General features: G+C 71.9%; 30 protein-coding genes and 2 pseudogenes. 12 read left to right on the top strand and 20 right to left on the bottom strand.

Going from position 1 to position 25,672, the window contains the following annotated elements:
- Positions 1-40: 40 nt before the first annotated feature.
- Positions 41-736 carry a histidine phosphatase family protein gene (locus tag ACLGIH_RS14185; protein ID WP_416525607.1) on the bottom strand — a complete coding sequence of 232 codons (696 nt, stop codon included), beginning with the start codon at positions 734-736 and terminating at the stop codon, positions 41-43.
- On the bottom strand, positions 733-2,049 hold the full coding sequence (gene hemL / locus ACLGIH_RS14190) for a glutamate-1-semialdehyde 2,1-aminomutase (RefSeq protein WP_416525608.1): 1,317 nt from the start codon (positions 2,047-2,049) through the stop codon (positions 733-735). The genes ACLGIH_RS14185 and hemL overlap by 4 nt, the downstream gene beginning before the upstream one ends.
- Before the next feature lie 518 nt (positions 2,050-2,567).
- Here hemL and ACLGIH_RS14195 point away from each other — a divergent pair.
- On the top strand, positions 2,568-3,203 hold the full coding sequence (locus ACLGIH_RS14195; protein ID WP_416525609.1) for a hypothetical protein: 636 nt from the start codon (positions 2,568-2,570) through the stop codon (positions 3,201-3,203).
- Positions 3,204-3,316: 113 nt separating this feature from the next.
- Here ACLGIH_RS14195 and ACLGIH_RS14200 read toward each other — a convergent pair whose 3' ends face one another.
- Together ACLGIH_RS14200 and ACLGIH_RS14205 are read right to left on the bottom strand one after the other, a co-directional pair.
- Positions 3,317-3,547 carry a DUF397 domain-containing protein gene (locus tag ACLGIH_RS14200; protein WP_416525610.1) on the bottom strand — a complete coding sequence of 77 codons (231 nt, stop codon included), beginning with the start codon at positions 3,545-3,547 and terminating at the stop codon, positions 3,317-3,319.
- Entirely contained in the window at positions 3,544-4,425 is an 882-nt protein-coding gene (locus ACLGIH_RS14205) for a helix-turn-helix domain-containing protein (RefSeq protein ID WP_416525611.1), read from the bottom strand. Before ACLGIH_RS14205 ends, ACLGIH_RS14200 begins: the two co-directional genes overlap by 4 nt.
- A 182-nt stretch (positions 4,426-4,607) precedes the next feature.
- On the opposite strand from ACLGIH_RS14205, the gene ACLGIH_RS14210 reads away from it, so the two are divergent.
- Positions 4,608-5,930 (top strand): NsdA family TPR-like regulatory protein, encoded by a 1,323-nt coding sequence (locus ACLGIH_RS14210; RefSeq protein ID WP_416525612.1) that lies wholly within the window; start codon positions 4,608-4,610, stop codon positions 5,928-5,930.
- Positions 5,931-5,949: 19 nt separating this feature from the next.
- On the top strand, positions 5,950-6,666 hold the full coding sequence (locus tag ACLGIH_RS14215; protein WP_416525613.1) for a 2'-5' RNA ligase family protein: 717 nt from the start codon (positions 5,950-5,952) through the stop codon (positions 6,664-6,666).
- On the opposite strand, the gene ACLGIH_RS14220 is transcribed toward ACLGIH_RS14215, so the two are convergent.
- The gene (locus ACLGIH_RS14220; protein WP_416525614.1) at positions 6,644-7,039 is read right to left on the bottom strand and encodes an ATP-binding protein; all 396 of its coding nucleotides are present in this window, start codon (positions 7,037-7,039) and stop codon (positions 6,644-6,646) included. The two genes, ACLGIH_RS14215 and ACLGIH_RS14220, sit on opposite strands and share 23 nt — an antisense overlap.
- Before the next feature lie 100 nt (positions 7,040-7,139).
- On the opposite strand from ACLGIH_RS14220, the gene ACLGIH_RS14225 reads away from it, so the two are divergent.
- The 3 genes from ACLGIH_RS14225 (at position 7,140) to ACLGIH_RS14235 (ending at position 8,678) form a co-directional block, all read left to right on the top strand.
- Positions 7,140-7,568: a hypothetical protein gene (locus ACLGIH_RS14225; protein ID WP_416525615.1), complete on the top strand. Its 429-nt coding sequence runs from the start codon at positions 7,140-7,142 to the stop codon at positions 7,566-7,568.
- Positions 7,569-7,593: 25 nt separating this feature from the next.
- A complete protein-coding gene (locus ACLGIH_RS14230) occupies positions 7,594-7,989 on the top strand; it encodes a hypothetical protein (RefSeq protein WP_416525616.1) in 396 nt (131 codons plus the stop codon).
- 131 nt (positions 7,990-8,120) lie between these two features.
- Positions 8,121-8,678, top strand: coding sequence for a DUF5753 domain-containing protein (locus ACLGIH_RS14235; protein ID WP_416525617.1), 558 nt, complete (start codon positions 8,121-8,123; stop codon positions 8,676-8,678).
- A 248-nt stretch (positions 8,679-8,926) separates the two neighbouring features.
- On the opposite strand, the pseudogene ACLGIH_RS14240 reads toward ACLGIH_RS14235, so the two are convergent.
- The 6 genes and pseudogenes from ACLGIH_RS14240 to ACLGIH_RS14265 form a co-directional block, all read right to left on the bottom strand.
- Positions 8,927-9,110 (bottom strand): annotated as a pseudogene (locus ACLGIH_RS14240) (MFS transporter); the annotation flags it as partial.
- Positions 9,107-10,504 carry an NAD(P)-binding domain-containing protein gene (locus tag ACLGIH_RS14245; protein WP_416525618.1) on the bottom strand — a complete coding sequence of 466 codons (1,398 nt, stop codon included), beginning with the start codon at positions 10,502-10,504 and terminating at the stop codon, positions 9,107-9,109. The gene ACLGIH_RS14245 and the pseudogene ACLGIH_RS14240, both read right to left, overlap by 4 nt.
- A 30-nt stretch (positions 10,505-10,534) precedes the next feature.
- A complete protein-coding gene (locus ACLGIH_RS14250) occupies positions 10,535-10,705 on the bottom strand; it encodes a hypothetical protein (protein ID WP_416525619.1) in 171 nt (56 codons plus the stop codon).
- Between the two features lie 255 nt (positions 10,706-10,960).
- On the bottom strand, positions 10,961-12,025 hold the full coding sequence (locus tag ACLGIH_RS14255) for an ArsO family NAD(P)H-dependent flavin-containing monooxygenase (RefSeq protein ID WP_416525620.1): 1,065 nt from the start codon (positions 12,023-12,025) through the stop codon (positions 10,961-10,963).
- A complete protein-coding gene (gene arsB, locus ACLGIH_RS14260; RefSeq protein WP_416525621.1) occupies positions 12,022-13,131 on the bottom strand; it encodes an ACR3 family arsenite efflux transporter in 1,110 nt (369 codons plus the stop codon). The genes ACLGIH_RS14255 and arsB overlap by 4 nt, the downstream gene beginning before the upstream one ends.
- Positions 13,128-13,436 (bottom strand): ArsR/SmtB family transcription factor, encoded by a 309-nt coding sequence (locus ACLGIH_RS14265; RefSeq protein ID WP_416525622.1) that lies wholly within the window; start codon positions 13,434-13,436, stop codon positions 13,128-13,130. Before ACLGIH_RS14265 ends, arsB begins: the two co-directional genes overlap by 4 nt.
- 180 nt (positions 13,437-13,616) lie before the next feature.
- Here ACLGIH_RS14265 and ACLGIH_RS14270 point away from each other — a divergent pair, with 180 nt between their 5' ends.
- Positions 13,617-13,805: a low molecular weight phosphatase family protein gene (locus ACLGIH_RS14270; protein ID WP_416525623.1), complete on the top strand. Its 189-nt coding sequence runs from the start codon at positions 13,617-13,619 to the stop codon at positions 13,803-13,805.
- Positions 13,806-13,845: 40 nt separating this feature from the next.
- On the top strand, positions 13,846-14,265 hold the full coding sequence (locus ACLGIH_RS14275) for an arsenate reductase ArsC (protein WP_416525624.1): 420 nt from the start codon (positions 13,846-13,848) through the stop codon (positions 14,263-14,265).
- A gap of 138 nt (positions 14,266-14,403) precedes the next feature.
- On the opposite strand, the gene ACLGIH_RS14280 is transcribed toward ACLGIH_RS14275, so the two are convergent.
- Positions 14,404-14,787, bottom strand: a complete 384-nt coding sequence (locus tag ACLGIH_RS14280) for a thiol-disulfide oxidoreductase DCC family protein (RefSeq protein ID WP_416525625.1) — start codon at positions 14,785-14,787, stop codon at positions 14,404-14,406.
- 190 nt (positions 14,788-14,977) lie between these two features.
- Here ACLGIH_RS14280 and ACLGIH_RS14285 point away from each other — a divergent pair, with 190 nt between their 5' ends.
- Together ACLGIH_RS14285 and ACLGIH_RS14290 are read left to right on the top strand one after the other, a co-directional pair.
- The gene (locus ACLGIH_RS14285) at positions 14,978-15,346 is read left to right on the top strand and encodes an ArsR/SmtB family transcription factor (RefSeq protein ID WP_416525626.1); all 369 of its coding nucleotides are present in this window, start codon (positions 14,978-14,980) and stop codon (positions 15,344-15,346) included.
- A gap of 110 nt (positions 15,347-15,456) precedes the next feature.
- Positions 15,457-15,930, top strand: a complete 474-nt coding sequence (locus tag ACLGIH_RS14290; RefSeq protein WP_416529377.1) for a GNAT family N-acetyltransferase — start codon at positions 15,457-15,459, stop codon at positions 15,928-15,930.
- A 17-nt stretch (positions 15,931-15,947) separates the two neighbouring features.
- Here ACLGIH_RS14290 and ACLGIH_RS14295 read toward each other — a convergent pair whose 3' ends face one another.
- Entirely contained in the window at positions 15,948-16,739 is a 792-nt protein-coding gene (locus ACLGIH_RS14295) for an NAD(P)-dependent oxidoreductase (RefSeq protein WP_416529378.1), read from the bottom strand.
- 11 nt (positions 16,740-16,750) lie between these two features.
- Positions 16,751-17,627, bottom strand: a pseudogene (locus ACLGIH_RS14300) (EamA family transporter); the annotation flags it as partial.
- Between the two features lie 78 nt (positions 17,628-17,705).
- Here ACLGIH_RS14300 and ACLGIH_RS14305 point away from each other — a divergent pair.
- Positions 17,706-18,620: a LysR family transcriptional regulator gene (locus ACLGIH_RS14305; RefSeq protein WP_416529379.1), complete on the top strand. Its 915-nt coding sequence runs from the start codon at positions 17,706-17,708 to the stop codon at positions 18,618-18,620.
- 99 nt (positions 18,621-18,719) lie between these two features.
- Here the strand turns inward: ACLGIH_RS14305 and ACLGIH_RS14310 are convergent, their stop codons facing one another.
- The 6 genes from ACLGIH_RS14310 to ACLGIH_RS14335 all read right to left on the bottom strand — a co-directional run bounded on the left by ACLGIH_RS14310 (position 18,720) and on the right by ACLGIH_RS14335 (position 24,926).
- A complete protein-coding gene (locus tag ACLGIH_RS14310) occupies positions 18,720-20,144 on the bottom strand; it encodes an ArgE/DapE family deacylase (RefSeq protein ID WP_416525627.1) in 1,425 nt (474 codons plus the stop codon).
- 51 nt (positions 20,145-20,195) lie between these two features.
- A complete protein-coding gene (locus tag ACLGIH_RS14315; protein ID WP_416525628.1) occupies positions 20,196-21,731 on the bottom strand; it encodes a HAMP domain-containing sensor histidine kinase in 1,536 nt (511 codons plus the stop codon).
- 81 nt (positions 21,732-21,812) lie between these two features.
- Positions 21,813-22,547 (bottom strand): response regulator transcription factor, encoded by a 735-nt coding sequence (locus ACLGIH_RS14320; RefSeq protein ID WP_416525629.1) that lies wholly within the window; start codon positions 22,545-22,547, stop codon positions 21,813-21,815.
- A 148-nt stretch (positions 22,548-22,695) separates the two neighbouring features.
- Positions 22,696-23,784 carry an LLM class flavin-dependent oxidoreductase gene (locus ACLGIH_RS14325; RefSeq protein WP_416525630.1) on the bottom strand — a complete coding sequence of 363 codons (1,089 nt, stop codon included), beginning with the start codon at positions 23,782-23,784 and terminating at the stop codon, positions 22,696-22,698.
- 114 nt (positions 23,785-23,898) lie between these two features.
- Entirely contained in the window at positions 23,899-24,375 is a 477-nt protein-coding gene (locus ACLGIH_RS14330) for a MarR family winged helix-turn-helix transcriptional regulator (RefSeq protein WP_416525631.1), read from the bottom strand.
- A 74-nt stretch (positions 24,376-24,449) separates the two neighbouring features.
- Positions 24,450-24,926, bottom strand: coding sequence for a hypothetical protein (locus tag ACLGIH_RS14335; RefSeq protein ID WP_416525632.1), 477 nt, complete (start codon positions 24,924-24,926; stop codon positions 24,450-24,452).
- Positions 24,927-25,290: 364 nt separating this feature from the next.
- Here ACLGIH_RS14335 and ACLGIH_RS14340 point away from each other — a divergent pair, with 364 nt between their 5' ends.
- Complete coding sequence (locus ACLGIH_RS14340) at positions 25,291-25,629, top strand: YnfA family protein (RefSeq protein WP_416525633.1); 339 nt, start codon at positions 25,291-25,293, stop codon at positions 25,627-25,629.
- The last annotated feature ends 43 nt before the right edge of the window (positions 25,630-25,672 follow it).

Consider the following 25,672-nt stretch of genomic DNA (forward strand, 5'->3'; position numbering starts at 1 on the left):
ACGGCGATCAAGACGGACGAACCGCTCGGCTGATACGGGCTCAGGCCCCGTACGCCTTGGACTGTCCCCGGACCGGCTTGGCGCCGGCGAGGAGATGGGGCGGGACGAGGTCGCGGGCCGGCTCGGTGTAGCCGACGGACACGATCCGGTCGCCCTGGTACGTGAACGTCGTCAGGGACGCGAGCGTGCACTGCCGCTTGCGCGGGTCGTGCCACAGGCGGCGCTTCTCGACGTACGACCGCACGATCCAGATCGGCAGCTGATGGCTGACCAGCACGGCCTCGTGGCCGCGGGCCTTGTCCTTGGCCGCGTCGAGCGCGCCCATCATGCGCACGACCTGGTCGACGTACGGCTCGCCCCAGGACGGCTTGAACGGGTTGACCACGTGCCGCCAGTTGCCCGGCCGGCGCAGGGCGCCGTCGCCGATGCCGAAGGTCTTGCCCTGAAAGACGTTCTCGGCCTCGATCAGCCGCTCGTCGCTGTCCAGATCCAGACCGTGCGCCTTGGCGATCGGCGCCGCCGTCTCCTGCGCCCGCTCCAGCGGGGAGGAGACGACGTACGTGATGTCGCGGGGGGCGAGGTGCTCGGCGACCCGGTCGGCCATCCGCCGGCCCAGCTCGGACAGGTGGTAGCCGGGCAGACGGCCGTAGAGGATGCCGTCCGGGTTGTCGACCTCACCGTGCCGCATCAGGTGGACGACGGTGACGTCACGGTTCGCGTCGGCCGCGGCGCTCATGCCGTGGCCTCCGCCGCCGCCCGGGCCGCCGCCGGGAGGGCGTCGGCGATGCGCTGCACGGCCCGCTCGTCGTGCGCGGTGGAGACGAACCAGGACTCGAAGGACGACGGCGGCAGGTAGACGCCGTCGGCGAGCAGCGAGTGGAAGAAGGCGGTGTACCGGAAGGACTCCTGCGCCTTGGCCTCCTCGTAATTCGTCACCGGCCGGTCGGTGAAGAAGACGGAGAACATGTTGGAGGCGTTCTGCAGCCGGTGCGCGACGCCTTCCTTGCTCAGCGCCTCGGTGACCAGGGCCTGGATCTGCTCCGACACGGCGTTGACCTTGTCGTACGCCGCGTCGTCGAGAAGCCGCAGCTGGGCGAGGCCGGCGGCGGTGGCGACCGGGTTCCCGGAGAGGGTGCCGGCCTGGTAGACGGGGCCGGCCGGGGCGAGGTGCGCCATGACGTCGGCCCGCCCGCCGAACGCGGCGGCGGGGAAGCCACCGCCCATGACCTTCCCGAAGGTCATCAGGTCGGGGACGACGCCCTCGACGCCGTACCACCCGGCGCGGCTGGTGCGGAACCCGGTCATGACCTCGTCCGAGACGAACAGCGCGCCGTTCGCGGCACAGGCGTCCTTGAGCCCCTGGTTGAAGCCGGGCAGCGGCGGTACGACGCCCATGTTGCCGGGCGAGGCCTCGGTGATCACGCAGGCGATCTCGCCGGGGTGGGCGGCGAAGGCGGCGTGCACGGCGTCGAGGTCGTTGTACGGCAGCACGATGGTGTCGCCGGCCTGGGCGCCGGTGACGCCCGGGGTGTCGGGCAGGGCGAAGGTGGCGACACCGGAGCCGGCCGAGGCGAGCAGCGAGTCGACGTGCCCGTGGTAGCACCCGGCGAACTTGATCACCTTGGTGCGCCGGGTGAAGCCGCGGGCGAGCCGGATGGCGGACATGGTGGCCTCGGTCCCGCTGGAGACCAGCCGCACCTGCTCCAGCGGCGCGATCCGGGCGACCATCTCCTCGGCGAGCGCGACCTCGCCCTCACCGGGCGTGCCGAAGGAGGTGCCGCGGGCGACCGCCTCCTGTACGGCGGCGATCACCTCGGGGTGCGCGTGCCCGAGGATCATCGGCCCCCAGGAGCACACCAGGTCGACGTACTCCCGCCCGTCTGCATCCGTCAGGTAGGGCCCGGTCCCGGACACCATGAACCGGGGCGTGCCGCCCACGGCGCGGAACGCCCGCACCGGGGAGTTCACACCGCCGGGCGTGACGGCCGCCGCACGGTCGAAAAGGGCCTGCGAGGCCGGGGCTTCGTACGGGTATGCCTGTTCGCTCATGACCTGCGACTTCTCCGACCTTCTCGACCTTCTCCGACTTCTCGGACTCCGGTTGCGGGGGTGACCTCCTCAGGGTAGGCGACCGGGGGACGACGGTCCGAGGCGATCCGGTACAGCACGGCGACCGGGCCTGATGCGGGGCGATGACCGGTTCCGGTGCGGCACGGTGACCGGCCCGGAGGTGCCGGGGTGACCGGCCCGGAGGTGCCGGGGTGACCGGCCCGGTGTGGTGGGGTGACCGGCCCGGAGGTGCCGGGGTGACCGGCCCCGAAACGGCGCGATGATCGGACAACCCGTCCCTGCGCCGTGTCGTCTGCCAGACTGGAGCCGGATACACGCAGTTCACACGCGCATGCGGGCAGGGCATGCGGATCGAGGGCTGCCAAAATCCTGCGGACATCCTGCGGACAGATGTTTCACCGCACGTTTCGGCGGGCGGCCGTGGGGGAGGTCACTGACACGATGATCGGGTTGCGCGGCGGGGGCCACGCGTCCTAGAAAAGCAGTCGGGTGGAGATATGCATCGCGGTGGCGGACTGGGCGAGGGGACCGACGACCTGGGTCCTCGACGCGCCCGGCGGGGAAGGCACCGGCGCGACGCGGAGGAAACGACCGAGGCACGTCAGGCGTACGGTGCGGAGAGCGCACCGAGCGGGCCGGACCGGCACGACCGACGGGTCGACCGGCCGGGGGCGGGGAGCAGAAATGGTGGTCGGGTGGGGGTGACGTACAAGTACTTCGGCGCGCCCGACGGCGCCACCGCGGCCCGGGTCCCGATCTCCATGCGCCCCGAGGAGCTGGGCGGCGACGAGCTCGGCATGAACGGCATGTTCACCAAGATCAAGCCGGAGACCATGGCCGCCATGGTCCTCACCGGCATCGAGGGCGTTCCGCTCCACAAGGTGCCCCCGCTGGAACTGGTCGTCCTGCACCCCGACTACGCGGTCGTGAAACTCCCGATGACCGTCGTCGACCCCCTGCGCGGCATCGGCGAGGAGGCGGTCGGCGCCGCGGCCTTCATCTGGTCGACGGTGCCGGACCGGGGCGGGCCGCGGGATGCGTTCAACGTGTACCAGTTGCTGCACGAGTGGCAGGACTTCTCGCATCGGCTGCATGAGGCGGGGCATCAGCCGTATTGCCTGGTGTGGCCCTGAGCTGGGGTTTCGGAGGCACGATCTGGAGGAACAGCTTGTCGGACTGATCGCTCACGCGGGCATTCTCCAGTTGTCGGCTGAAACGGGCGCATGTGTGCGGCTCGGGCAGTGCCTCAGCCGATACAAGTCTCGCCGTCGGTGTATTGGTCCAGCAGATCGCCCAGGGCGGAACGGCTGAGGATCACAGGTGCCAGGTCGAGAGCCTTGGAATCGCGCACCGCCGCGTACGCACCGAGGTCGGCAATCTCGACGCAGTCGTTGGCGCCTCCGCTGTAGGAGCTCCTGCGCCAGTGCGCGTTGTGCAGTTCATCAGCGCGGGGGCGGCGGGACGGAATCGTGCTCAAGGTTTGAGCTCCTCGGCAGTGCGGATGAGGCGGGTAAGGGTCTCGGCCGGGCTGAGGGCGGAGGCCCTGAGCTGGTCGAAGGTGTCCGTGTAGTTCTGGACGTCGCTGCGGGACTCCAGATACACGGAGTTGTTGGGGTTCTCCAGCCAGACCAGCGGAGCTGTGGGCTCAGGGAAGGTAAGGATGACGAAGGGGCCGTACAGACCCGGATGGGCGCCGAGGGCGAACGGGAGGAGCTGGATGGTGACGTTCGGTTGTTCGCCGACCTGGACCAAGCGCGCGAACTGCTGGCGCATCACGATGGGTGAGCCGATGACGCGATGGAGGACGGCTTCGTCCAGGACGGCCCGCAGTTCGGCGGGGTGCTCACCGGACAAGCGGCTTTCCTGGCGTTCCATGCGTACCTTGACCAGAGCGTCCACCTGATCGGCACTGAGATCAGGACGCATCTGGGCGATGACGGCACGGGCGTAGTCCTCCGTCTGAAGCAGGCCGGGAACGAGCAAGGGCTGGTAGTTGGCCAGCGCGATGGCACCTGCCTCCAGGGCCAGGTAACCGTCGTAGCGGGTCGGGGCGAGAACCGTGGAGTACTTGCGCCACCAGGGCTTCTGCTGTTCCTTGTCGGCACGCACCAAGTCCAGGATGCCGTCGCGCAGCTCGGTGTCCGTGACGGCGTAGCAGTCGAGGAGAGCCCGGACCAGAACCGGAGTGGTGCCGCGCTCACCGGTCTCGATCCGGCTGAGAGACCCCTGGTTGACTTCGATCTGCTCCGACACCTCGGTGAGGGTCAGGCCGGACGCCTCCCGTAACTCGCGCAGCCGTGTGGCGAGCTGGCGTCGGTAGACCGACTGAGGGACCAGCTTCCTCTTCAGTGCCATGGAGGCAGTCTGTCCATCCACCCGTTGGCGGACAACCCGAACGGGCCAACTTGGCCAGGCATATTGCCTAGTTGTGCTTTGCGTCGGCACTCTTGCGTAAGACACCCCGTACGTCGCACGGTCCGGCGTGCGTGCCGTTCGCCGAGGAGCCCCTGGTTCCGCGACGTGTTGGGAGGTCTTCCATGCCCCGGAACACGCTGCTGCGGCAGTTACTCGAAGAGCGCCACCTCACGACCTACACGGCGTTCGAGGTGCAGTTCTCCCGCGCGGCCCGGAACCTGGCCAAGGAGGCGGGTGACCCTCGGCTGGCCTCGGTCGCGGTCTCTTCGCGGCAATTCGACCGGTGGCTGAGTGGGGAACTGAAGCAGCTTCCCCGCCCCGACACGTGCCGCATTCTGGAGGAGCTGCTGGGCAGGGCTGCCCGCGACCTGTTCGCTTCGGCCTCGGCTTGTCCGCCGACCGCCCCAGAGCCGCTACCTGCGGACGTTCCGCCTTCTCCCCAGGCCGGCCCGACCGCCCACGATGACGACCCGGCGGAGATCGTCGCCCGAGCCCGCCAGCTGGCCTGCGGCAACGTCGACCAGACCACTCTGTCTTTTCTCGCCTCCCGGATCGAGATGATCACCGAGCGGTACGAGAAGGAGGGGCCGGACGGCCTGTGGGGACAGACGAACAGCCTGCGCAGCATGGGGCACGCCCTGCTCGCCGGTCAGCAACCTCCGTACGCACGCAGGGAACTGTTCCGGATCACCGCACGCGCTGGCGGGCTGCTCGGCTACATGGCGGTGAACACCGGCGCGTTCCCCCTGGCTGAGGCGTACTGCGCCGAAGCGCTGGAACTGAGCCGGGCGATCGGCGATCTCGACACCGAGATGTGGGCCTGCGGCACCCAGTCCTTCGCGGCGTACTACGCAGGCCGTTACGACGAGGCCGACGCGCGGGCCGCCGCCGCGGTGGACCGGGCGCCGAACCACCCGCAGGCCATCCGGCTGCTGGTCAACGGCCGGGCCCGGGCGCTCGGCAAGCTCAGTGACCGGAACCAGGCCGAGCGGGCCATCGGGCGGGCGCTGGAGCTCTCCGACCGGCATGACGTGGCCCCCGGCCTGACCTCCTGCATCTCCTTCGTGCCGTATGGGCGGGCCCGCACCCTGGCCAATGCGCTGACCGCCCGTGTCGCTCTGCAGGACACCGGGCACGTGCTGCGGGACGCCGAGGACCTCGACGACCTGGTCGAAAAGTCCGACTCTGCGTGGAGCCGCTCACTGGTCCGCCTCGACGTGGCCACCGCTGTGCTTCAACAGCGAGCACCGGACGTGGAGCACGCCATGTCCCTCGGGCAACAGGCGATCACTCTGGCCAGTCCGCTGCCGATCAGCTCGGTGCGGCAACGCTCTCGGGACCTGTACGAGCGAGCAGCCCCTTGGCGGTCCCGGCCGGCGGTGCGCGAGTATGGCGAACAGCTCCGTGCCTGGGGCCGTCAGCTCCCGCCTGCCGAGGCGGGGTGATCACGAAGGAGTTCGCCGGGTGCCTTGGCCGCACGTCCAGCTCAGCGCCGATCCCGCAGCCTTCCCTACCCACCCCCCGGCCGACCTGAGTGACCCGGCGGTGATCGCGGCACACGACCAGGCTGCCTTCGACGCCGTGGAGACCATGGTCGATCACTGGGATCGGCCCGGCTGGACGGCACAGACCCGGGCGTACTACTGGATGCTCACCTTCCCCGGCAGCCCAGCTTTGGCCGACCTCGCTCTTCGCTGCCAGCAGCACCTCGCGCGGCTCGGCCTGGACCCGGTCCCCGACGACGGGTTGCACATCACGCTCACACGCGTCGGCTCCGCCGCAACGCTGCCGCTGAGCCGTCTCGATGACGTCATCAGCGCAGCGGCCCCGCTTCTCCCGGCGGCCTTCCGCCTGCGGGCGGTCCCGCTCGCGGGTTCTCGGGGAGCCGTACGCCTGACGGTCGCCCCTTGGGGCCCGGTACTGGCGCTGCACTCGGCCCTCAGCGAGTCCATGGCTTCGCTCGGGCTGGCGCCCCGCAAGCCGACCGCGCTGTTCCGCCCCCACCTGAGCCTGGCCTACAACAACCGGCCACGCCCCGCTGCCCCGGTCATCGAGGCCGTCACCCCACTCCGGGGCCTTGCACCAGTCGATCTGCACGTCCAGGAAGTGCAGTTGGTGGAGCTGCGACGCGAGGACCGCGCCTATCGGTGGAACGTCGTCAAGAGCCTGCCGCTCGGCTGACTGCCGTTTCCCCGCGCGGCAGGACGGCAACGACCGCCTTGCCGACGGCGGTGGTCTCCACGTACCACCGACGTGCCAGCGTCTGCACCAGCCACAGCCCACGGCCGGACTCGGCCAGCGGATCGGCAGCCGTCTCCGACAGGTGCACACGACCGTCGTCAGGCTCCGGGTCGTGGACCGCGACGATGACCTGATCCCCGCCGATCTCGATGGTCAGACAGTCAGGGCCGGCCGTCGTGTGTCGCACGGCGTTGCCCACCAGCTCGGATACGACCAGCACAGCGTCGTTCACGCAGGGGGCGACGTCGGCCAGGACGGTACGTGCCCGGTCACGGGCCGAGGCAAGGGGATCGCACCGACCGGCCAGGGCCACCCAGTGCGTGTGCGGACTGGGCACTGCCGGGCTTGAGTCGTTCAGCATCGCGGTCGCTCTTCCGGGCGGATTCCTGCGCGTCACCGTCCGCCCGCACATCATGGGCCCCCTCAACCCGAGGGTCGCCGACCTCGGTCCCTCCAACCCGCGCTCACTGAAGTGGCTGGGCCGCGCCGCGTTCAACGCACTCGTCGACATCTACGTCGGCCTGGACCGGCTCGTACGCCGCAAGACCCGCCCGCGCCCCGAACTTGACCCGGGCAGCGGACCCGTCAGCCTCCGCGAGGTCTATAGCGTCCGTCGCCTGGAGGACATGCACATGTACGACGACGCCCGCTACTACGTGCAGATGATGCAACGCCGGGTCTTCGACTCCACCGAGATCTTCCTACGCGACCACAACGTCGACATCGCCGCCTACCGCCAGCAATCCACTGCGATCTACAACTTCGGCGTCATGAACGGCGGCACGATGAGCGGCCCGGTCCAGGCCGCGCCGTTCTCGGCCAACCCCTCCATGACCAACTGACCCACAAGCCCGACAGGAGACCCACGTGTCCATCCGCCGACAGCCTGACCCAATTCCGAGCGGCACCAACTTCGGCATCATCAACACCGGCCACATGACCGGACCCGCCCAAGCCGCGCCATTTTCTCAGAACACCACCCAGACCAACAACATCACCAACGAAGCTGTAGACAAAGCCCGCGAAAGCATCGATGACCTGCGGCGACGCCTTGAAGAACTGCGCGGCCAGTACCCCGAGGTGGACGCCGCGCTGCGCGACCTAGACATGATCACCCCACGGCTGGACGAACCAGACCACGATCCGGGCACCATGCGCTACATGCTCCAAAACCTCGTCGAACGATGCGGGGGCATCCCTGGCGTCCTGGCAGCAGCCCAGCTCGTCCAGTCCACGGTCGTGGCACTACTGCCCGGTTCTTGAATCCCCTCGCCGCACAGGAGACATCCACCGACGCGCTCGCCCGTTCAAATGGCCAGGAGGGAAGGCAGTGACCAAGTCAGTACCGTGGCAGGAGCACCTGTCCACCGGCACGGAAGCCGTCCAGTGAAGACGTGATCCGCTGGTATCAGCGCACGAAAGAAGGCAAAGCGTACGTCCCCAACATGATCTGGGGGACTCTCCAGACCGAGGCGTACGCCACCGTAATTCTGAAGCAGGTCGTACGCTTTCTCGGCGTTCCCGACGACGTGCCGGCCGGAGTTGCCAAGCGCATGGAGCGGCAGCGGATTTTACACGAGGGCGAGCACCACTACGACGTCATCCTCGGTGAGCAGGCCCTCTACACGAACATCGGTGGCCCCACGGTAATGCGCGGCCAGATCGACCGCCTCCTGCGCGACATCGACCTGCCATCCCTCACCTTGGGCATCATCCCTGCCGCAGCGCGCCTGGCCATGTTCCCCGCCCCCGCCTTCGGGATCTACGGCGAGGGCGACACCGTCAACGTGGAACTCGTCTCCTCCGAGCTGGACATCACCGACGAGAGCGAGGTCGATCTCCACCACAAGATGTTCGACTTGCTACGTGAGGGAGCCGCCTACAGCACAGAGGCCGCTTCTCTTCTGCGACAGGCTCAGTCCTTCTGGGCCGAGACACCTCTCACGGACTAGGTCCGACGGACAGCCGCATCGCCCCCACCTCGATGCTCCGAGCCGCAAAGCTCGGCGGCCGCGCACACAGCGTCGGCGCGGACCGGTCGATGATGGCCCATGGGAGCAGGGCGTTGGTTCCTTCGAGGCCGTTCAGCGATTTCGAGCCCGGGGCTGGATGCCCAGCCGCTGGGCTCAGTACCCCACCCCTCCCAATCGCTGCACGAGTGGCAGGACTTCTCGCATCGGCTGCGTCGTCGGCGCCCCTCTGTCGCTCCGGCCGACCAGCCGGTCGCGGCGGTGATCTGGGGGTTGAGGACGGGGAAGGCGTAGTGGACGATGCCCCAGCCTCACGATCTGCGTCGGGCAGAGGGCGGGCAGAGTGGCGCGGGGCCGCGACCGGTCCCCTGTTCCGGTCGCGGCCCCGGCGTCGTGGGTGCTGAGGCCGGTCACGAGCCGCAGCAGCCGCCCGCCGGAGCTTCTTCGGCGGCCGGGCCCACTGCCGCGGGCGCGGCGAGCTGGACGAGCGGCGGTTCCGGGGCGGCGCAGCAGCCGCCGCCTTCGGCCTGCTGGGGGTCGGGGGTGTCGAACAGGCCGGCGCCGCCGCAGACTCCGGTCTCGGGGAGGGTGAGTTCGACGCGGTCGGCGGAGTCGAGGTCGCCGGCGATGGCCGCGGCGACGGAGCGCACCTGCTCGTACCCGGTCATGGCCAGGAAGGTGGGGGCGCGGCCGTAGGACTTCATGCCGACCAGGTAGAAGCCCTGTTCGGGGTGGGAGAGCTCGCGGTGGCCGTGCGGGTAGACGGTGCCGCAGGAGTGCTGGTTGGGGTCGATCAGCGGGGCGAGTTCCACCGGGGCCTGGAGGCGCTCGTCCAGGCCGAGGCGCAGCTCGTCCAGGAAGGACAGGTCGGGGCGGAACCCGGTCAGCACGATCACCTCGTCCACCGCGTCCAGGCGGCGTCCGTCCTCGCCGAGGAGGACGAGACGTCCGTCGCCGTCGCGTTCGAACGCCTCGGTGCGGAAGCCGGTGACCGCGTCCGCGTGGCCCTTGTCGACGGCGGCCTTCGCGGCGAGGCCGAGCGCGCCGCGGGCGGGGAGCTGGTCGGCGGTACCGCCGCCGAAGGTGGAGCCGGACATGCCGCGGCGCAGGATCCACACCGCGTGCGTCCCCCTGCCGTCCTCGGACTCGGCCAGCTCGGAGAGGTGGGCGAGCGCGGTGAAGGCGGAGGCGCCCGAGCCGATGACGGCCGTGCGCCTGCCCGCGTACCGGGCACGGACGGCCGGGTCCTTCAGGTCCGGCACGCGGTAGGTGATCCGGTCGGACGCCGCCTTCTCGCCGAGCGCGGGCAGGCCGCTGCCGCCGGCCGGGCCGGCCGTGGCCCAGGTGCCGGAGGCGTCGATCACCGCACGGGCGAAGAGGCGCTCCTCGCGGCCGTCGGCGTACCCGACGTGCACGACGAACGGCTGCTGCTCCCGGTCGGCGTCGACGATCCGGTCGCGGCCGGCCCGGGAGACGCCGGTGACGGTGGCACCGGTGCGGACCTTGTCGCCGAGGGCGTCGGCGAGCGGCTGCAGGTACTGCTCGGCCCAGTCTCCGCCGGACGGATAGGTCGCCGGGTCGGGCCTGGTCCAGCCGGTGGGGGCCAGTAGCTTCTCGGCGGCCGGGTCGACGACCTCGCCCCAGGTGGAGAACAGCCGCACATGGCTCCACTCACGAACGGCCGCGCCGGCACGGTCGCCCGCTTCCAGAACGAGGGGCTCGATGCCGTGCTCGACGAGGTGGGCGGCGGCGGCGAGTCCGGTGGGACCGGCGCCGATGACGACGACGGGGAGTTGCTGGGTGCTCATGATGCTCGGTCTCCTTCGGGGACGAGGGGGTCAGCGCGTGTGCGTGAGGGCGGCCGGCTGGGCGTGCTGCCGGCGTTCGGCCGCCCGGGTGGCGCTGTCGCCGACCTGAGCGCAGCTGTCGCAGAAGCTGACGCCGGCCAGGTGGCGGGCGGTGCGGCGGGCCCGGGCCGCGGTGAGCACGGTACGGAGGGCGGTGATCACGGCGGCCCCTTGCTTCGATGCCTGTCGATGCCTGTCCACGCCTCGGAGCTTGCCACCCATATCGACGAGTGTCAACATAGACGCATGTCAAAGTCAGGGCCGCGGAACTGCCCGTCCGCAGGCCGCACGCGTGCTGTCCCGGCTCAGTCACTCACGCTGACAACGGCGTTCCGGGCGCGTTCCGCTCCGGGCTGCCGGAAGCGGCGGCACGCCCGGCAGCGGGCCTCCGGGCGTGCCGTACCGCTGGTTGCGGGGTCAGGTGTGCAGCTGACGCGCGATCCGGTGGGCCGCCTCGCGGGCAGGACGGCCCACGCCGACAAGGGTGGCGGAGGCGGGTCCGGTCCAGTCGCCGTAGCCGAGCAGGTGCAGGCGGGGCTCACCAACGGCGAGAGTCCCGGAGGTCGCGACGCGGCCGCGCGGGCCGCGCAGTCCGAGCGGGGCGAGGTGAGCCAGGGCGGGCCGGAAGCCGGTGCACCAGATGATCACGTCGGCGTCCGACCGGCTGCCGTCAGCCCACTGGACGCCGGCGGCAGTGAGCCGGGTGAACATCGGCCGGGCTCCCAGGAGTCCGGCATCACGGGCGGCGCGGACAGGGGGGACGGCGACGACGTCCCCGAGCGAGGCGACCCCACCGGTGTCGCTGCGTCCTTCATCGAGGGCGCGGCGGCGTGCGGTGGCGACGTCGAACAGAACGCGGCCGTCGACGTCGTCGGGGAGGAAACGGGGCGGGCGCCGGGTCACCCAGGTCGTCTCGACGTTGTCATCCAGTGCGAGGTCGGCTGCGATCTGGGCGCCGGAGTTTCCTCCACCGACTACGAGGACGCGTTGACCGGCGAAATCGCCTGGACGGTGGTAGTTCACGGTGTGCAGTTGCCGACCGGTGAAATCGGTGCCGCCCGGCACGGCGGGGACGAAAGGCCGCGACCAGGTGCCGGTGGCGCTGACGACTGCCCGGGCCCGCCAGGTGCCGGAGTCGGTCTCGACCAGGAGCCGGTCGCCGTCGCGGTGCACGGCGTCGACCTGGGTGCCGTGCTGGACGGGCAGGTCGTAGCGCTTCTCGTAGTCGGCGAGGTAGTCCACCACGTGCCCGGCGTCCGGATAGGTCTCGCCGGGCTGGGCGGGCATGAGCCGGCCGGGCAGGGAGGAGTGGTCGGCCGGGGAGAACAGGCGCAGCGAGTCCCACATGTGCTGCCAGGACCCGCCCGGCGCCGGATCGGCGTCGAGGACGGTGAAGTCAAGGCCCTGGCGACGCAGGTGGTAGCCGGCGGCGAGCCCTGCCTGGCCGCCGCCGACCACCACCACGTCCACGTGCCGCGTCACGGGGCCGTGGTCACCGCGTCGGTGGCGAACTTCCTGCGCCAGGCGAGCGCGACGTAGACCAGGCCGATCAGCACCGGGACTTCGATGAGCGGCCCGACGACGCCGGACAGGGCCTGGCCGGAGGTGACGCCGAAGGTGGCGATGGCGACCGCGATGGCCAGCTCGAAGTTGTTGCCCGCCGCGGTGAACGCCAGCGTCGTGGTGCGGTCGTAGGCCAGGCCGAGGCCCTTGCCGAGGAGGAAGGTGCCGAAGAACATGACCGCGAAGTACACCAGCAGCGGCAGCGCGATCCGGGCAACGTCCAGCGGCTGCGAGGTGATCGTCTTCCCCTGCAGGGCGAAGAGGATGACGATCGTGAACAGCAGCCCGTACAGCGCCCACGGCCCGATCTTCGGCAGGAAGCGCTGCTCGTAGCCCTCGCGGCCCATCTTCTTCTCACCGACGCGGCGGGTCAGGAAGCCGGCCAGCAGCGGGACGCCGAGGAAGATGACCACGTTCAGCGCGATCTCCCACATCGAGATGTCCAGGTGCTCGCCGTCACCGAGGCCGAGCCAGCCGGGCAGCAGGTCGAGGTAGAACCAGCCCAGCAGACCGAACGCCAGAACCTGGAACACCGAGTTGAGCGCGACGAGCACGGCAGCGGCCTCGCGGTCGCCGCAGGCGAGATCGTTCCAGATGATCACCATGGCGATGCAGCGGGCCAGGCCGACAATGATCAGTCCGGTGCGGTACTCGGGCAGGTCCGGCAGGAAGATCCACGCCAGGGCGAACATGACCGCGGGTCCGAGCACCCAGTTGATGACCAGGGAGGAGATCATCAGCTTCCGGTCGCCGGTGACGGCATCCAGCCTGTCGTAGCGGACCTTCGCCAGGACCGGATACATCATGATCAGCAGTCCGAGGGCGATCGGCAGGGAGACACCGCCGATCTCGACCTTCGCCAGCGCGTCGTTCAGCCCTGGGACGAGCCGTCCGAGCCCGAGGCCGACGGCCATGGCGATGAGGATCCACACCGCCAGGAAGCGATCGAGGGTGGAGAGCTTCTTGACGATCGAGTCGTCCCCGCCCCCGGCCTGAGCGGAGGTGGTGGGCTCGGTGGCGGTCACGGGCAGGCCCTCTTGTTCTCGGCGGCGTTGCGGGCGGACTCGGCCAGGCCGGCGAACTGCCCGGCGAGCTGGGCGATGACATCGGGGCGCAGCTTGTAGTAGGTGAAGCGCCCGCACGGCTCGGTCTCGACGACCCCGGCCTCGCGCAGGACCCTCAGGTGGTTGGAGAGGTTGGTCTGCCGGGCGCCGGTCTCCTCGACGAGGTGGGTGGTGCACAGCGTCTCGCGGGCGAGCAGGGTCACGATCCGGAGCCTGAGCGGGTCGGCCAGCACCCGGACCAGGTCAGCGTCGACTGACGTCATCATGGGCTGATACTGTCACATCACCCGGCGCTGATACCAGCCGGGGCTGACCCACAGGCCCGTCGAAAGGGTCTTCCCATGTCCGCCGTCCCCACTCCCGCTCCGCCCGGCGGGCGCCTTGCCGCCGGGGAGCGTTGTGCCGCCGGGAGCGTTGTGCCGCCGAGCGCCTCGACGCTCTCGCCCATGTCCAAGGCGCACCGGGCGCCGGTCACCATGGGCTGCGGGGACGCCTGCCCGATCGTGTCCGGCCGTCGCCACCTGGACTGGCCGGTGGCCGACCCCGAGGGCGCCCCACCCGGGCTCGGCCGTCGAATCCGCGACGGCATCGGCCATCGAATCACCGATCTGCTCACCGGCCTGCCGAGCACCTGAACTCCGCACCACCTGCCGCCACTTCGTGAAGGAAGAACGCATGCCCTCCGCTCCGCTCGCCTCCGTGCTCTTCGTCTGCGTCCACAACGCCGGCCGCTCCCAGATGGCCGCGGGCTTCCTCCAGCACCTCGCGGGCGACCGCATCGAGGTCCGCTCCGCCGGCTCCGTCCCCGGCGACCGGGTCAACCCGGCCGCCGTCGAGGCGATGAAGGAGGTCGGGGTCGACATCGCCGACGCACAGCCGAAGATCCTCACCACCGAGGCCGTCCAGGCGTCCGACTACGTCATCACCATGGGCTGCGGCGACGCCTGCCCGGTCTTCCCCGGCAAGAAGTACCTCGACTGGGCCCTGGAGGACCCGGCCGGCAAGGGCGTCGAAGCCGTCCGCCCCATCCGCGACCAGATCAGGACTCGCATCGAGGCGCTCATCGCCGAGATCGACGCGAAGCGGGAGGCATGACCTCAGCGACCGACGACGGAGTACGACCACCTCCAGGCCCAGGCCCTCAGCCCCGAGAGCAGTCGGGGCCTCATCACCGACGTCACCAAGACGTACATCGACGCGGCGATCCGCCCCTGTGCGCGCGCAGTGCCGGCGTCAGCGGCGGCGGCCCGCGGGGAGGGCGCAGGCCGCGGTGCCGCCCGGCAGACGACCGCGGTTGTTCGCGACGATCCGGTAGACGCCGTGAGCGATCCAGCGCAGGGGCGGCAGGGTGAGCAGCGCGCCGAGAACGGCCCACCCCCTGCCCGCCCGCAGCAGCAGCCGGGCGACCGCCTGCGCACCGCCGTACACCGCCCCGGCGGGGGTGATCCACAGCACCTCGTACTCGGCCCGCCGCTGAGTGGCGCCGAGGGCGGCCAGGTCCGCGAACTGCCACGGCGTGACGGAGCAGTCGGGCCGCAGCAGGCGTTCGAGGAAGGTCACTGACGTCGTGCAGAAACGGCAGTCACCGTCGTAAACCAGCACAGGTCGGGTCCGCATGACACGATCCTGCCTCACCAGCGCACCCGGTGCCGAAGCGGAACCCTGCCCGAGCGGCTGCTCGGTGATCGGCCGCTCAGCAGCCGGCGGAGGGCGTGGTCGCGTCGGCGGCGCCGATCCGAAGGGTGGCCGGGGCGCCGCGACAGCCGCCACCTCGACCGTCTGGATCGACGTGTGTCAACATAGATGCATGTCGAATGACACGGTTCTCCCGCTGATCGAGTCCGACGCCGTGGCGCCGTGCTGCCCGCCGCTGACCGAGCGTCCGTTCACCGCCGAGGAGGCCGAGACGGCCGCGCGGATGTTCAAGGCGCTGGGCGACCCGGTGCGGCTCCGCCTGTTCTCCGCGGTCGCCTCGCACGAGGGCGGCGAGGCGTGCGTGTGCGACATCTCCGACGTCGGTGTCTCCCAGCCGACCGTCTCCCACCACCTGAAGAAGCTGAAGGAGGCCGGGCTGCTCACCTCCGAGCGACGCGGCACCTGGGTGTATTACCGGGTCGAGCCATCGGTGCTGGCCGCGATGGGCAAGCTGCTGGCCGTCGCGCCGGCCACGGCGTGACCGGCGGGCGGGAGGCGAAGGAGATGAAGGAGGCGAAGGAGGCGAAGGAGGCGAGGTACACGGGGGAGTACGCCGCCGTGGCCACACCGACCAGCGTGTCCGTCGTGCCGATGACCACCGCGCACGCCGATGAGGTCCTCGCCATCTACCAGGCGGGGATCGACGAGGGAAACGCCACCTTCGAGACGACGGCGCCGACCTGGCGGGCGTTCGACGAGGCGAAGCTGCCCGAGCACCGCTTCGTCGCCCTCGACGAGCACGGCACGGTGCTCGGCTGGGTCGCCGCCACCAAGGTCTCCGACCGCTGCGCCTACACCGGTGTCGTCGAGCACTCCGTGTACGTCCACGCCGACGCCCGTGGCCGCGGTGTGGCCTCCGCGCTGCTGAAGGCGCTGCTCGACTCCACCGACGCGGCCGGGGTCTGGACCGTCCAGTCCGGGATCTTCCCCGAGAACACCGCCAGCCTCGCCCTGCACCGGCGGGCCGGGTTCCGCGTCATCGGCACCCGCGAGCGCATCGGCCGCCACCACGGCCACTGGCGCGACGTCGTACTCCTGGAACGCCGCAGTCCGGTGGTCGGCTGACCGCCCGCCGGCCCCGCTCAGACCGGCAGGCGTTCCTCGCGGTGGGCGACCGTGATGTGCGGTACGGCACCGGGGGCCTCGACTTCGTCGAGCACGGCGACGGCAAGGTCCTCGGCACTGATCCACGACCGCCCGTCGGCGCCGGTGAGCAGGGTGTCGGTGCCTCGCCGGTAGCGGCCGGTCCGTTCGCCGGGTTCGAGCAGGGCCGGCGGGCTCAGGTAGACCCAGTGGCTGCCGGGGTGGTCCTGGCAGGTCCGCAGCTGGGCGACTCCGGCGGCGGCGACGGCCTGCCACTCCGAGGGCACGTAGGCGGGGTCGTCGGCGACCAGCAGACCGTGGTCGCCGGGGCTGCGCAGCGCGCCCGCCCCACCGACCACGAGGACGGGGATCCCCAGCTGCGCGGAAACGTCCAGCACCGCACGGGTGGCACCGACCAGGAACTCCCGGTCGACCGGCATGGTCCGCACGGTCAGCACGACGGCGTCCGCTCCGCCGTGCGTGCCGGACCCGGCAAGTGCCTCGCGCAGGGCGGGAACGTCGGTCACGTCCACGGCGATCGGCGTCACCCCCGGGTCCTCGCTCGTCGGCTTGCGGGACAGGGCGAGCACACGGTGTCCCCGGGCGCGCGCCTCGGTGATCACCCGGCTGCCGACCATGCCGGTGGCGCCGAGCACGGCGATCGTCTTCACCGGATCGGTCTCCATCGGATCGGTCTCCGTGAGATCGCTCTTCATCGGTTCGGTCTCCGTCAGATCGCTCTTCATCGGATCGGTCTCCATCGGATCGGTCTGCATCGGGTCGGTCTGCATCGGGTCGGTCCTCCTGCGGACGTTTCGGGGGTCGAGCTGCGCGGCGAGCAGGGCGGCCAGGGCGAGGACGAAGCCGAGGGACTGGAGCGGGCTCAGGGATTCGCCCAGCGCGATGCCGATGACCGTCGCGACCAGCGGCGACAGGAGCACGAGCGGCGCGGAGGCACCGACCGGCAGCCTTCCGATGCCGCCGAACCACAGGGTGTACGCGATCAGCCCGCCCATGCTGCCGAGCCACAGGTAGCCGCCGACGGCTCCGGCGTCGATCCGCTGCGGAACCCCCTCGGCCGCGAGCGTGAGCGGCAGCAACAGCAGGCCGCCGGCGGCCAGTTGCCAGCCGGCCAGGGTCAGGGCGCCGACCCCCGCGGGGCGGCCCCAGCGCTTGGTCAGGACGACTCCGCCGGCCATGGCGGCCGTACCGCCGAGACCGGCGAGCACGCCGACGGCGTCCAGCCGGGCCCCGGGCCCCAGCACGACGAGTCCGACACCGAGCACCCCGAGCACCCCCCAGGCCAGTCCCCATGCCGTCGGCCGGACGCGGAGCACCGCGACGGCCAACCCGGCGACCAGCAGCGGCTGGCCGGCGGCGAGGGTGGCGGCGACACCTCCGGGGAGCCGTTCGGCCGCCAGGAACAGCAGGGGGAAGAGGGCGCCGATGTTGAGCGCGCCGAGCACGGCGGCCTTCCACCACCAGTCCCCGCGCGGGAGCACCCGGGTGATCGCGAGCGCCAGCAACCCGGCGGGCAGGGCGCGCATCAGGCCGGCGAACAGCGGGTGCCCGGGCGGTAGCAGCTCCGTGGTCACGACGTACGTCGTGCCCCAGGACGCGGGAGCGAGGGCGGTCAGCGCGACCGTCGCCGTCTGCTGCGCGTACGTCGAGAAACGCATGTGATGAAGTCTCGGGCCCACACGCCATGAGTCCAACGCATGCTTGTCATGGCAACCATGAACGAGAACGATGCCCGGGTGGATCTCCAGCAGATGCGGTACGTCGTCGCCGCCGCCGAAACCCGCAACTTCACCCGTGCTGCGGAGCGTTGCTCCGTCGTGCAGTCCTCGCTCAGCCACCGGATCGCCGCCCTGGAACGCGAACTCGGGGTCAAGCTGTTCGCCCGGTCCAGCCGTCGCGTCGAACTCACCAGCGCGGGGGCGGCGTTCGTGGCCGAGGCGCGTGAGTGCCTGGCCGCCGCCGACCGCGCGGCCGCCGGCGCCGCCGCCGCGACCGGCGTGGTCCGCGGCCGGCTCGCCGTCGGCGTGATCGTGACCACGGCCGCCGTGGACGTACCGGAGTTGCTCCAGCGGTACCGCGCCCGGTACCCGGACGTCCGTATCGCCCTCCGTTCCGGGCGCAGTGACGAACTGGCGGCTGCGGTCCGCAACGGCGACCTGGACATCGCCTTCCTCGGACTGCCGGAGGGTGAACAGCCGTCCGGTGTGGAGACCGTCGTCCTCGATCACGACGAGCACGTCCTCGTCGTGCCGGCCGGGCACCGGCTCGCGGACGCTCCCCGGGTCACGCTGGCGGAGATCGCCAGCGAGCCGTTCGTGGAGTTCGTGGCCGGGACACCCGCCCGAGCCCAGTCCGACCAGGCGTTCGCCGCCGCGGGCCTGGTCCGGGACGTCGCGTACGAGGTCGGTGTGGTGGAGCTGATCACCGGGCTGGTCCGGCGCGGCCTCGGCGTCTCGCTGCTGCCGTCGGCGTTCATCCGGTCCCTGGCCGCCGACGACCCGGAACTGGCCCTCGTCCCGGTGGTCGACGGGCCGCGTCGCCTCGAGTACCTGGTCTGGGGCCGGTTCAACCCGAGCCCGGCCACCCGGGCGATGCTCGGCGTCCTCGGCGTTCTCGACGTTCTCGGCGCCGGGCCGGCTCCAGGGGCTTGAGGCGCCACGGTCCGCCGTCGGTGCTCGGCGCCGGGCCACCGCGTGAAGGTGGTGCGGGGTGTGGCCGACGTCAGGCGGTGGAAGGGGCCGCCGCCCGGCTCAGCCGCTGACGCGTCTCACCGTCGTACCTGTCGTCCCCGTCGTACCCGTGCCCGTCGTCCCCGTCGTACCCGAGCCCGTCGTCGCCGTCGTACCCGTCGTCCCCGACGTACCCGTCGTACCCGAGCCCGTCGTCCCCGTCGCACTCGTGCCCGTCGTCGCCGTCGTCCCCACGGTCCGCAGTACCGTCACCACCAGGGTCCGCGTCACCTCCAGCACCTCCCGCAGCGCGACGTGCTCCCGCTCGCTGTGCGCGACCTGGATGTCGCCGGGGCCGTACTGGAGCGTGGGTATCCCGGCGGCGGCGTACAGGCGCAGGTCGCTGCCGTAAGGTGCGCCGCGTTCGCGCAGGTGCGGCCCGCCGGTCGCGTCGGCGCGCGCGGTGCGGAGCACGCCGGGCAGCGGGTGGCCGTCCGGGAGCCGGCCGGAGGCGAACCGGCCGCCCGGCCAGGTCACCGTCGCCGGATGGTCCCGCAGCCAGGGGTCGGCGGCGCAGGTCTCGGCGACCCTGGCCTCCAGCGCGGCCCGGGCGTCGGCCGGGTCCTCGTCCAGGCGGACGCCGAGCCGCCCCTCGGCGACCAGCAGGTCGGGCACGCTGCTCGCCCAGTCGCCCGCGCGCAGCGTGCCCACGGACAGGGTGTAAGGGACGGGGTAGTCCGCCATGAGGGGCGCCACGTCTGCGTTCCGCTCCGCCTCCAGCGCCGCCAGCGCCCGGTGCAGCGGCGCGTAGGCGTCGATCGCGCTGATCCCCGCGTACCGCGAACCGGCGTGCGCCGCCCGCCCCGGCACGCTGATCTGGAAAGTCAGCGCGCCCGCGTTGGCGGTGATGAGCGTCCCGGCGGTCGGCTCGGCGATGACGCAGGCGTCACCGCGGTGGCCGCGGCGCAGGGTGCCGAAGGCCCCGATGCCGCCGTCCTCCTCGCCGACCACGAAGTGCACGGCGACCCGGCCGCGCAGCCGGACTCCGGACGCCCGGATCGCGGCGAGCGCCGCCAGGTGCGCGGCCAGGCCGGCCTTCATGTCGCAGGCCCCGCGGCCGTGGACGACGTCGCCGGTCACGCGCGGCACGAACGGGTCGCCGGCCCAGGACGAGAGGTCGCCGGGCGGTACGACGTCCACGTGGCCCTGGAGGATCAGCGTCGGGCCGTCGCCGCCGTCCGCCGTGGCCCCGACCAGCCCCCAGGCCTCGTCGCGGGGCGCCTCCGTACCCGGGAAGTCCGGGTCGGACAGCAGGGCGGGCAGGTCCATGGACCACAGGTCGACGTCCAGGCCGAGCCACTCCAGCCGGCCCGCCAGCTGGTGCTGGAGCTCCGACTCCGCCGGGCTGCCGGTCACACTGGGCACCGCGATCAGCTCCAGCAGCGTCTGAGCCAGACCCGTCTCGTCGATCGCCGCCAGCGCGGCGGCCTCCTCGTCACTGAGCACGGCGCCCGTCCTCCCCCTCGGTCAAGTACCCGTCTCCCGACCGATACCTGCTCATCCGGGCCCGTCGGTATGCGGGCCGCGGTCCTGCCCGGCCCCCTGACCCACCGTGAAACCGATCACCGCTCCGCCGCCGTCCCGCCGGAAGGCGAACGGCGCTCCCCCATGGGCCAGGGCCACCTCCCGCACGATGGACAGGCCCAGCCCCGAGCCGGGCCGGGAGCGGGCCTCGGCGGCGCGGTAGAAGCGGTCGAAGACCCGGGTCAGATCGCCGTCGGCGATACCGGGGCCGCGGTCGCGGACCTCGATCCGGACGATCCCGGCGGACCCGGCGGACCCGGCCGACCCGGCCGACCCGGCCGACCTCGCCACCCCGGCCCTGCGGCGGGCCGGGCCGCTCACCGCGACCTCGATGGGGGCCACGCCCTCGGGGTCGAACTTGGTGGCGTTCTCCACCAGGTTGGAGATGGCCCGGGTCAGCATCCCCGGCCGGCCCTCCGCCGCCGTGTCGCCGGCGGCCTGCACGGTGATCTCCCGGCCGGTACGGCGACGGGCCAACGCCGCGACGTCGTCGGCGAGTTCGGCGACGTCCACCCGCTGCGGCGGCTCGGCGTCCGACTGGCCGGCCGCCAGATCGACCAGCTCGTTGACCAGATCGGTCAGTTCGCGGGCCTCCTGGCCGAGGTCCGCGACCAGTTCCTCGCGGGCGGCGGGCGGCAGTTCATCGATCCTGCGCAGCAGCGAGATGTTGGTACGCAGCGAGGTCAGCGGCGTGCGCAGCTCATGACCGGCGTCCTGGACCAGACGGCGCTGGTCCTCCTCGGACTGCGCGAGCCGGCCCAGCATGCGGTCGAAGGCCCGGCCCAGCCGGCCCACCTCGTCGTGTCCGGTCACCGGGACCTGGATGCCGAGCCGGCGGGTGCGGGCGACGTCCTCGGCCGCGGAGGTGAGGACCACCAGCCGGCGCGTGATCCGCCGGGCCAGCCACCAGCCGAACAGTCCCGCCGCGGTCACCACCGCCGCCATCAGCAGCAGGGTCCGCCGTTGCAGGGCCCGCAGCAGGTCCTCGGTGTCGCTGAACTCCTGCGCCACCTGCACCGCGCCCCGGCCGCCGCCGAGGGCGACAGTCGCGATGCGGAAGACGTCGGCGCCGACGTACACGTCCTGGTGCTGCACCATCCGCCCGGCGGTCGCGGCGCCCGCGATCCGCCGGTCGGCGTCGGTGACCGGCAGCCGCGGGCCGGAGTCGTCGGTGACCGTGCCGTCCGGGCCGAGTACCTGCACATCGGTGCGGGCCGGGCGCACGACGTCGTGGCCGGGCGCGGAGGACAGGAAGTCGCCGGGGGTCATCCGCTGCTGCCGCACCTCGTCCCGCAGGTCCCGCACGACCTGGCCGAAGACGGTCTCCTGGTCGACGCGGAGCAGCCGGGCGGCGGCGCTGTACGAGAGCACGCCGATGAGCACGGTCACCACGGCGGTCACCGCCGCGAACGACACGGCGAACGTGGTCCGCAGCGAGGCCAGCCGGGGCCGCCGCCCGTACGGCACCGATCCGGCGGCCGACGCCGCCCCCGTGGCCGACGTCCGCACGGCCGGCCTCCCCGCGGCCGGCCTCCCCGCGGCCGAGGCGTGCTCCTCCCGCGTCCCCGGCCATGCCGAACGGCCCCCCACTCAGTCCTCCCGCAGCACGTAACCCACCCCGCGCACCGTGTGGATCAGCTGCGGCGTGCCCGGCTCGTCGAGCTTGCGCCGCAGGTAGCCCACGTAGACGGCGAGGTTCTTCGAGCCGGGCCCGAAGTCGTAGCCCCAGATGCGGTCGTAGATGGTGGAGTGGTCCAGGACGATGCCCGCGTTGCGGACCAGCAGCGCCAGCAGCTCGAACTCGGTCCGGGTCAGCTCCAGTTCGCGTCCGCCCCGCCAGGCGCGGCGGGCCCCCGGGTCCATCCGTACACCGGCCGCCTCCAGGTACCGGGCCGGCGGCGGCCCGGGGGTCCGCCGTGGCTTCGGAAGCCCCGGGGAAGCGGCCTGCGTCTCGGCGGAGGCGGTGCGGCGCAGCAGGGCGCGCAGCCGGGCGAAGACCTCCTCCACGTCGAACGGCTTGACGACGTAGTCGTCGGCACCGGCGTCCAGGCCCGCGATCCGGTCGGCGGTCTCCACGAGCGCGGTCAGCATCAGGATCGGCGTGGCGTCGCCCTCGGCACGCAGTTCCCGGCAGACCTGGAGCCCGTCGAGGCCCGGCATCATCACGTCCAGCACGACCACGTCCGGCCGGCCGCGGTGGGCCTGCGCGAGCGCCTCGGCGCCGTCGGCGACCGCGGTCACCCGGTAGCCCTCCAGGGTGAGCGCGCGTTCCAGGGCGTTGCGGATGGCGCGGTCGTCCTCGGCGAGCAGCACAGTCTGGGGCACGCGTCCAGTCTGCCAAGCCCCCCGGCGCGGGACCGGCCCGGACGGTTCCCCTTCTTACCGGGCTCTCACCTGGCCGCTCACCTGGCCGCTCTTCGCGCGCCCACCCGGCCGGGACGACCCGGCCGGGTGGGCGCGCGAAGAGCGAGCCTCACGCCACGGTCGCCTTCCGGGCGTCGGCCAGCAGCGAGGCGTGGGTGGGCGCGTCCGGCACGTCGGCCGGCCGCCCCTTGGCGAACTCCTCGCGCAGCACCGGAACGACCTCCTCGCCCAGCATGTCGATCTGCTCCAGCACGGTCTTCAGCGGCAGCCCGGCGTGGTCCATCAGGAACAGCTGGCGCTGGTAGTCACCGGCGTACTCCCTGAAGCCCAGCGTCCGCTCGATCACCTGCTGCGGGGATCCCACGGTCAGCGGCGTCTGCGCCATGAAGTCCTCCAGCGAGGGACCGTGCCCGTAGACCGGCGCGACGTCGAAGTAGGGCCGGAACTCGCGCACGGCGTCCTGCGAGTTCTTCCGCATGAACACCTGGCCGCCGAGGCCGACGATCGCCTGCTCGGGCGTGCCGTGCCCGTAGTGGGCGTACCGGGTCCGGTACAGCTCGACCATGCGCTTGGTGTGGTCGGCCGGCCAGAAGATGTTGTTGTGGAAGAAGCCGTCGCCGTAGAACGCGGCCTGCTCGGCGATCTCCGGGGAGCGGATCGACCCGTGCCAGACGAACGGCGGGACCCCGTCCAGCGGGCGGGGCGTGGCGGTGAAGCCCTGGAGCGGCGTACGGAACTTGCCCTCCCAGTTCACCACGTCCTCACGCCACAGCCGGTGCAGCAGGGCGTAGTTCTCGATGGCGAGGTCGATGCCCTGCCGGATGTCCTGCCCGAACCAGGGGTAGACGGGCCCGGTGTTGCCGCGGCCCGTCATCAGGTCCACCCGCCCGTCGGCCAGGTGCTGGAGCATCGCGAAGTCCTCGGCGATCTTCACCGGGTCGTTGGTGGTGATCAGGGTGGTGGACGTGGACAGGATCAGCCGTTCCGTCCGTGCCGCGATGTAGCCGAGCATCGTGGTCGGGGACGACGGCACGAACGGCGGGTTGTGGTGCTCGCCGGTCGCGAAGACGTCGAGCCCGGCTTCCTCGGCCTTCAGAGCGATGGCGACCATGGCCTTGATGCGCTCCCGTTCGGTCGGCGTACGGCCGGTCGTCGGGTCCGGCGTGACATCGCCGACGGAGAAGATCCCGAACTGCATGGTCGCTCAACCTCCATGTTGTTTATCGTTCAACTATACCGTCGAACGGTCCCCCTGCCGGCGTTATTCCACCGCCGCCGCCCCCTGCCCCACCCCCTACGGCCGGCCGGGCGCTCAGACCGCGCCGCCCCGCAGCCGCTCCACCTGCGTCACGCTGAACTCGGTCGTCCGCCGCAGGTGATCGATGAGCAGCGTCAGCTGCGCCTCGTCCAGGTCGTCGAAGAGCGTCACCCAACCGTCGCCGAGCCGCTCCCACGTCCGCCGGAACTCGGCGATCCGCTCCGGCACCGTCGCCACCAGCACCCGCCGCCGGTCGGCCGCGTCCCGCTCCCGGACGACGTACCCCGCCCGCTCCAGCCGGTCCACCAGCCGCGTCGCCGACCCGGTCGTCAGCCCCGTCAGCTCGGCGACCCGCCCCGTGGTCACCGACCGCCCCTCCAGCATCAGCAGGTTCAGACACTGAAGATCGGTGGGGTGCAGGCCCAGACGGTCGGCCGCGGCCTGGTTGAACAGGGCGTACGAGGCCAGATACCGGCGGGAGACGGTGGACAGCTCCTCCAGCAGCCGCTCCCGCGCCCTTCCGGTGCCCATACCGCTCGCCTCCGCCTCTCCCCCCTCCGTCGCTCCGTCTCTCCCCACCCGGCCGCGCCCGGCCGCCGCCCCGGTCAGAAGTGGTACGCGTCCCCCGTGTCGAGGACGAGCACGCGCTGCCGGTCGTTCTGCCGGTTGCGGTCCACCGCGCCCCCGCCCCACACCGTCTCCAGCTCCACTACCACCTCCGACGGCGCGTCCGGCAGCCACATCCGCAGCGCGATGCGCTCGCCCGCGCCGTCCGCGGCCAGCGCCCCCGTTCGGCACAGCACCACGTGCGGCTCCGACCGCGCACACCCGGCGGGCAGCTCGTGCCGCACCGCCGGCGGCACCGACCAGCGCAGCCGCACGGTCGCGTCCGGGACGGCGGCGGGACCGTGGTTGAGCGGCACGAAGGCGACGTCCACGCGCCCGCCGTCCAGGACCGCAGACCCGTGATACGCCAGATCGGCCTCCGGCGCCCCGGCCGCGCCCGCCTCGCCCGCCAGACCGCCGGCCGCCATCAGCACGGCCCCGCAGACCGCGAGCACCCGCACCCTCCGCTTCGGCATCGGTGCCTCCCGCGCACATGTCGTCGGACGATCGCCCCATCAGCTCATACGCATGTATTCCACGCAGACCCGGCGCCAGGCGCCCTCCATCAGGTGACGCGGAGGGCAACGCGGCCGGCACCGGGGCGCCGGCGGGGCCGTCGGCGGGGTCCACCGGGCCGACCGGACGACGGCAGGACGACGGACCCGCGCCAGCAGGGGCACCGACCGGGACAGCAGCCGACGCGACGGACCGGTGCCGGCACCGGACAGCGAAGGACCGGTGGCGGCACCGGACAGCGAAGGACCGGTGGCGGCACCGCCATCCGCACAGGCCCCGACGCGGCCCCCGGGGCCCCGGCCGAGCCGTGCGAAGCTGCCCCCCATGCTCATCCTCCGCTCCGCCGCCCTCTTCGTCGTCGCCGCCCTGTTCGAGATCGGCGGCGCCTGGCTGGTCTGGCAGGGCGTGCGGGAGCACCGGGGCTGGCTGTGGGTCACCGGGGGCGTGCTCGCGCTCGGCGCCTACGGGTTCGTCGCCACCTTCCAGCCCGACGCCCACTTCGGCCGCATCCTCGCCGCCTACGGCGGGATATTCGTCGCCGGCTCGATCCTGTGGGGCGTGGTCGCGGACGGGTACCGCCCCGACCGCTGGGACATCACCGGCGCGCTGATCTGCCTCGCCGGCATGGCGGTGCTGATGTGGGCCCCGCGCAACGGCGGCTGACCGCTCCGGGCGCCCCGTCGCCTACCCTGAGCGACGACCGGTC

Origin of the sequence: Streptomyces hamibioticus (assembly GCF_047946815.1) — a bacterium.
Taxonomy (GTDB): domain Bacteria; phylum Actinomycetota; class Actinomycetes; order Streptomycetales; family Streptomycetaceae; genus Streptomyces.

What these genes read in the sequence shown, in the direction of transcription:
- ACLGIH_RS14245 (WP_416525618.1), bottom strand. Translation starts at nt 10,504, where the DNA reads ATGAGCACCCAGCAACTCCCCGTCGTCGTCATCGGCGCCGGTCCCACC.
- ACLGIH_RS14285 (WP_416525626.1), top strand. Translation starts at nt 14,978, where the DNA reads ATGTCGAATGACACGGTTCTCCCGCTGATCGAGTCCGACGCCGTGGCG.
- ACLGIH_RS14335 (WP_416525632.1), bottom strand. Translation starts at nt 24,926, where the DNA reads ATGCCGAAGCGGAGGGTGCGGGTGCTCGCGGTCTGCGGGGCCGTGCTG.
- ACLGIH_RS14210 (WP_416525612.1), top strand. Translation starts at nt 4,608, where the DNA reads ATGCCCCGGAACACGCTGCTGCGGCAGTTACTCGAAGAGCGCCACCTC.
- ACLGIH_RS14290 (WP_416529377.1), top strand. Translation starts at nt 15,457, where the DNA reads ATGACCACCGCGCACGCCGATGAGGTCCTCGCCATCTACCAGGCGGGG.
- ACLGIH_RS14340 (WP_416525633.1), top strand. Translation starts at nt 25,291, where the DNA reads ATGCTCATCCTCCGCTCCGCCGCCCTCTTCGTCGTCGCCGCCCTGTTC.
- ACLGIH_RS14275 (WP_416525624.1), top strand. Translation starts at nt 13,846, where the DNA reads ATGCCCTCCGCTCCGCTCGCCTCCGTGCTCTTCGTCTGCGTCCACAAC.
- hemL (WP_416525608.1), bottom strand. Translation starts at nt 2,049, where the DNA reads ATGAGCGAACAGGCATACCCGTACGAAGCCCCGGCCTCGCAGGCCCTT.
- ACLGIH_RS14280 (WP_416525625.1), bottom strand. Translation starts at nt 14,787, where the DNA reads ATGCGGACCCGACCTGTGCTGGTTTACGACGGTGACTGCCGTTTCTGC.
- ACLGIH_RS14225 (WP_416525615.1), top strand. Translation starts at nt 7,140, where the DNA reads ATGGGCCCCCTCAACCCGAGGGTCGCCGACCTCGGTCCCTCCAACCCG.
- ACLGIH_RS14205 (WP_416525611.1), bottom strand. Translation starts at nt 4,425, where the DNA reads ATGGCACTGAAGAGGAAGCTGGTCCCTCAGTCGGTCTACCGACGCCAG.
- ACLGIH_RS14325 (WP_416525630.1), bottom strand. Translation starts at nt 23,784, where the DNA reads ATGCAGTTCGGGATCTTCTCCGTCGGCGATGTCACGCCGGACCCGACG.
- ACLGIH_RS14330 (WP_416525631.1), bottom strand. Translation starts at nt 24,375, where the DNA reads ATGGGCACCGGAAGGGCGCGGGAGCGGCTGCTGGAGGAGCTGTCCACC.
- ACLGIH_RS14185 (WP_416525607.1), bottom strand. Translation starts at nt 736, where the DNA reads ATGAGCGCCGCGGCCGACGCGAACCGTGACGTCACCGTCGTCCACCTG.
- ACLGIH_RS14265 (WP_416525622.1), bottom strand. Translation starts at nt 13,436, where the DNA reads ATGATGACGTCAGTCGACGCTGACCTGGTCCGGGTGCTGGCCGACCCG.
- ACLGIH_RS14295 (WP_416529378.1), bottom strand. Translation starts at nt 16,739, where the DNA reads ATGCAGACCGACCCGATGCAGACCGATCCGATGGAGACCGATCCGATG.
- ACLGIH_RS14195 (WP_416525609.1), top strand. Translation starts at nt 2,568, where the DNA reads ATGCATCGCGGTGGCGGACTGGGCGAGGGGACCGACGACCTGGGTCCT.
- ACLGIH_RS14270 (WP_416525623.1), top strand. Translation starts at nt 13,617, where the DNA reads ATGTCCAAGGCGCACCGGGCGCCGGTCACCATGGGCTGCGGGGACGCC.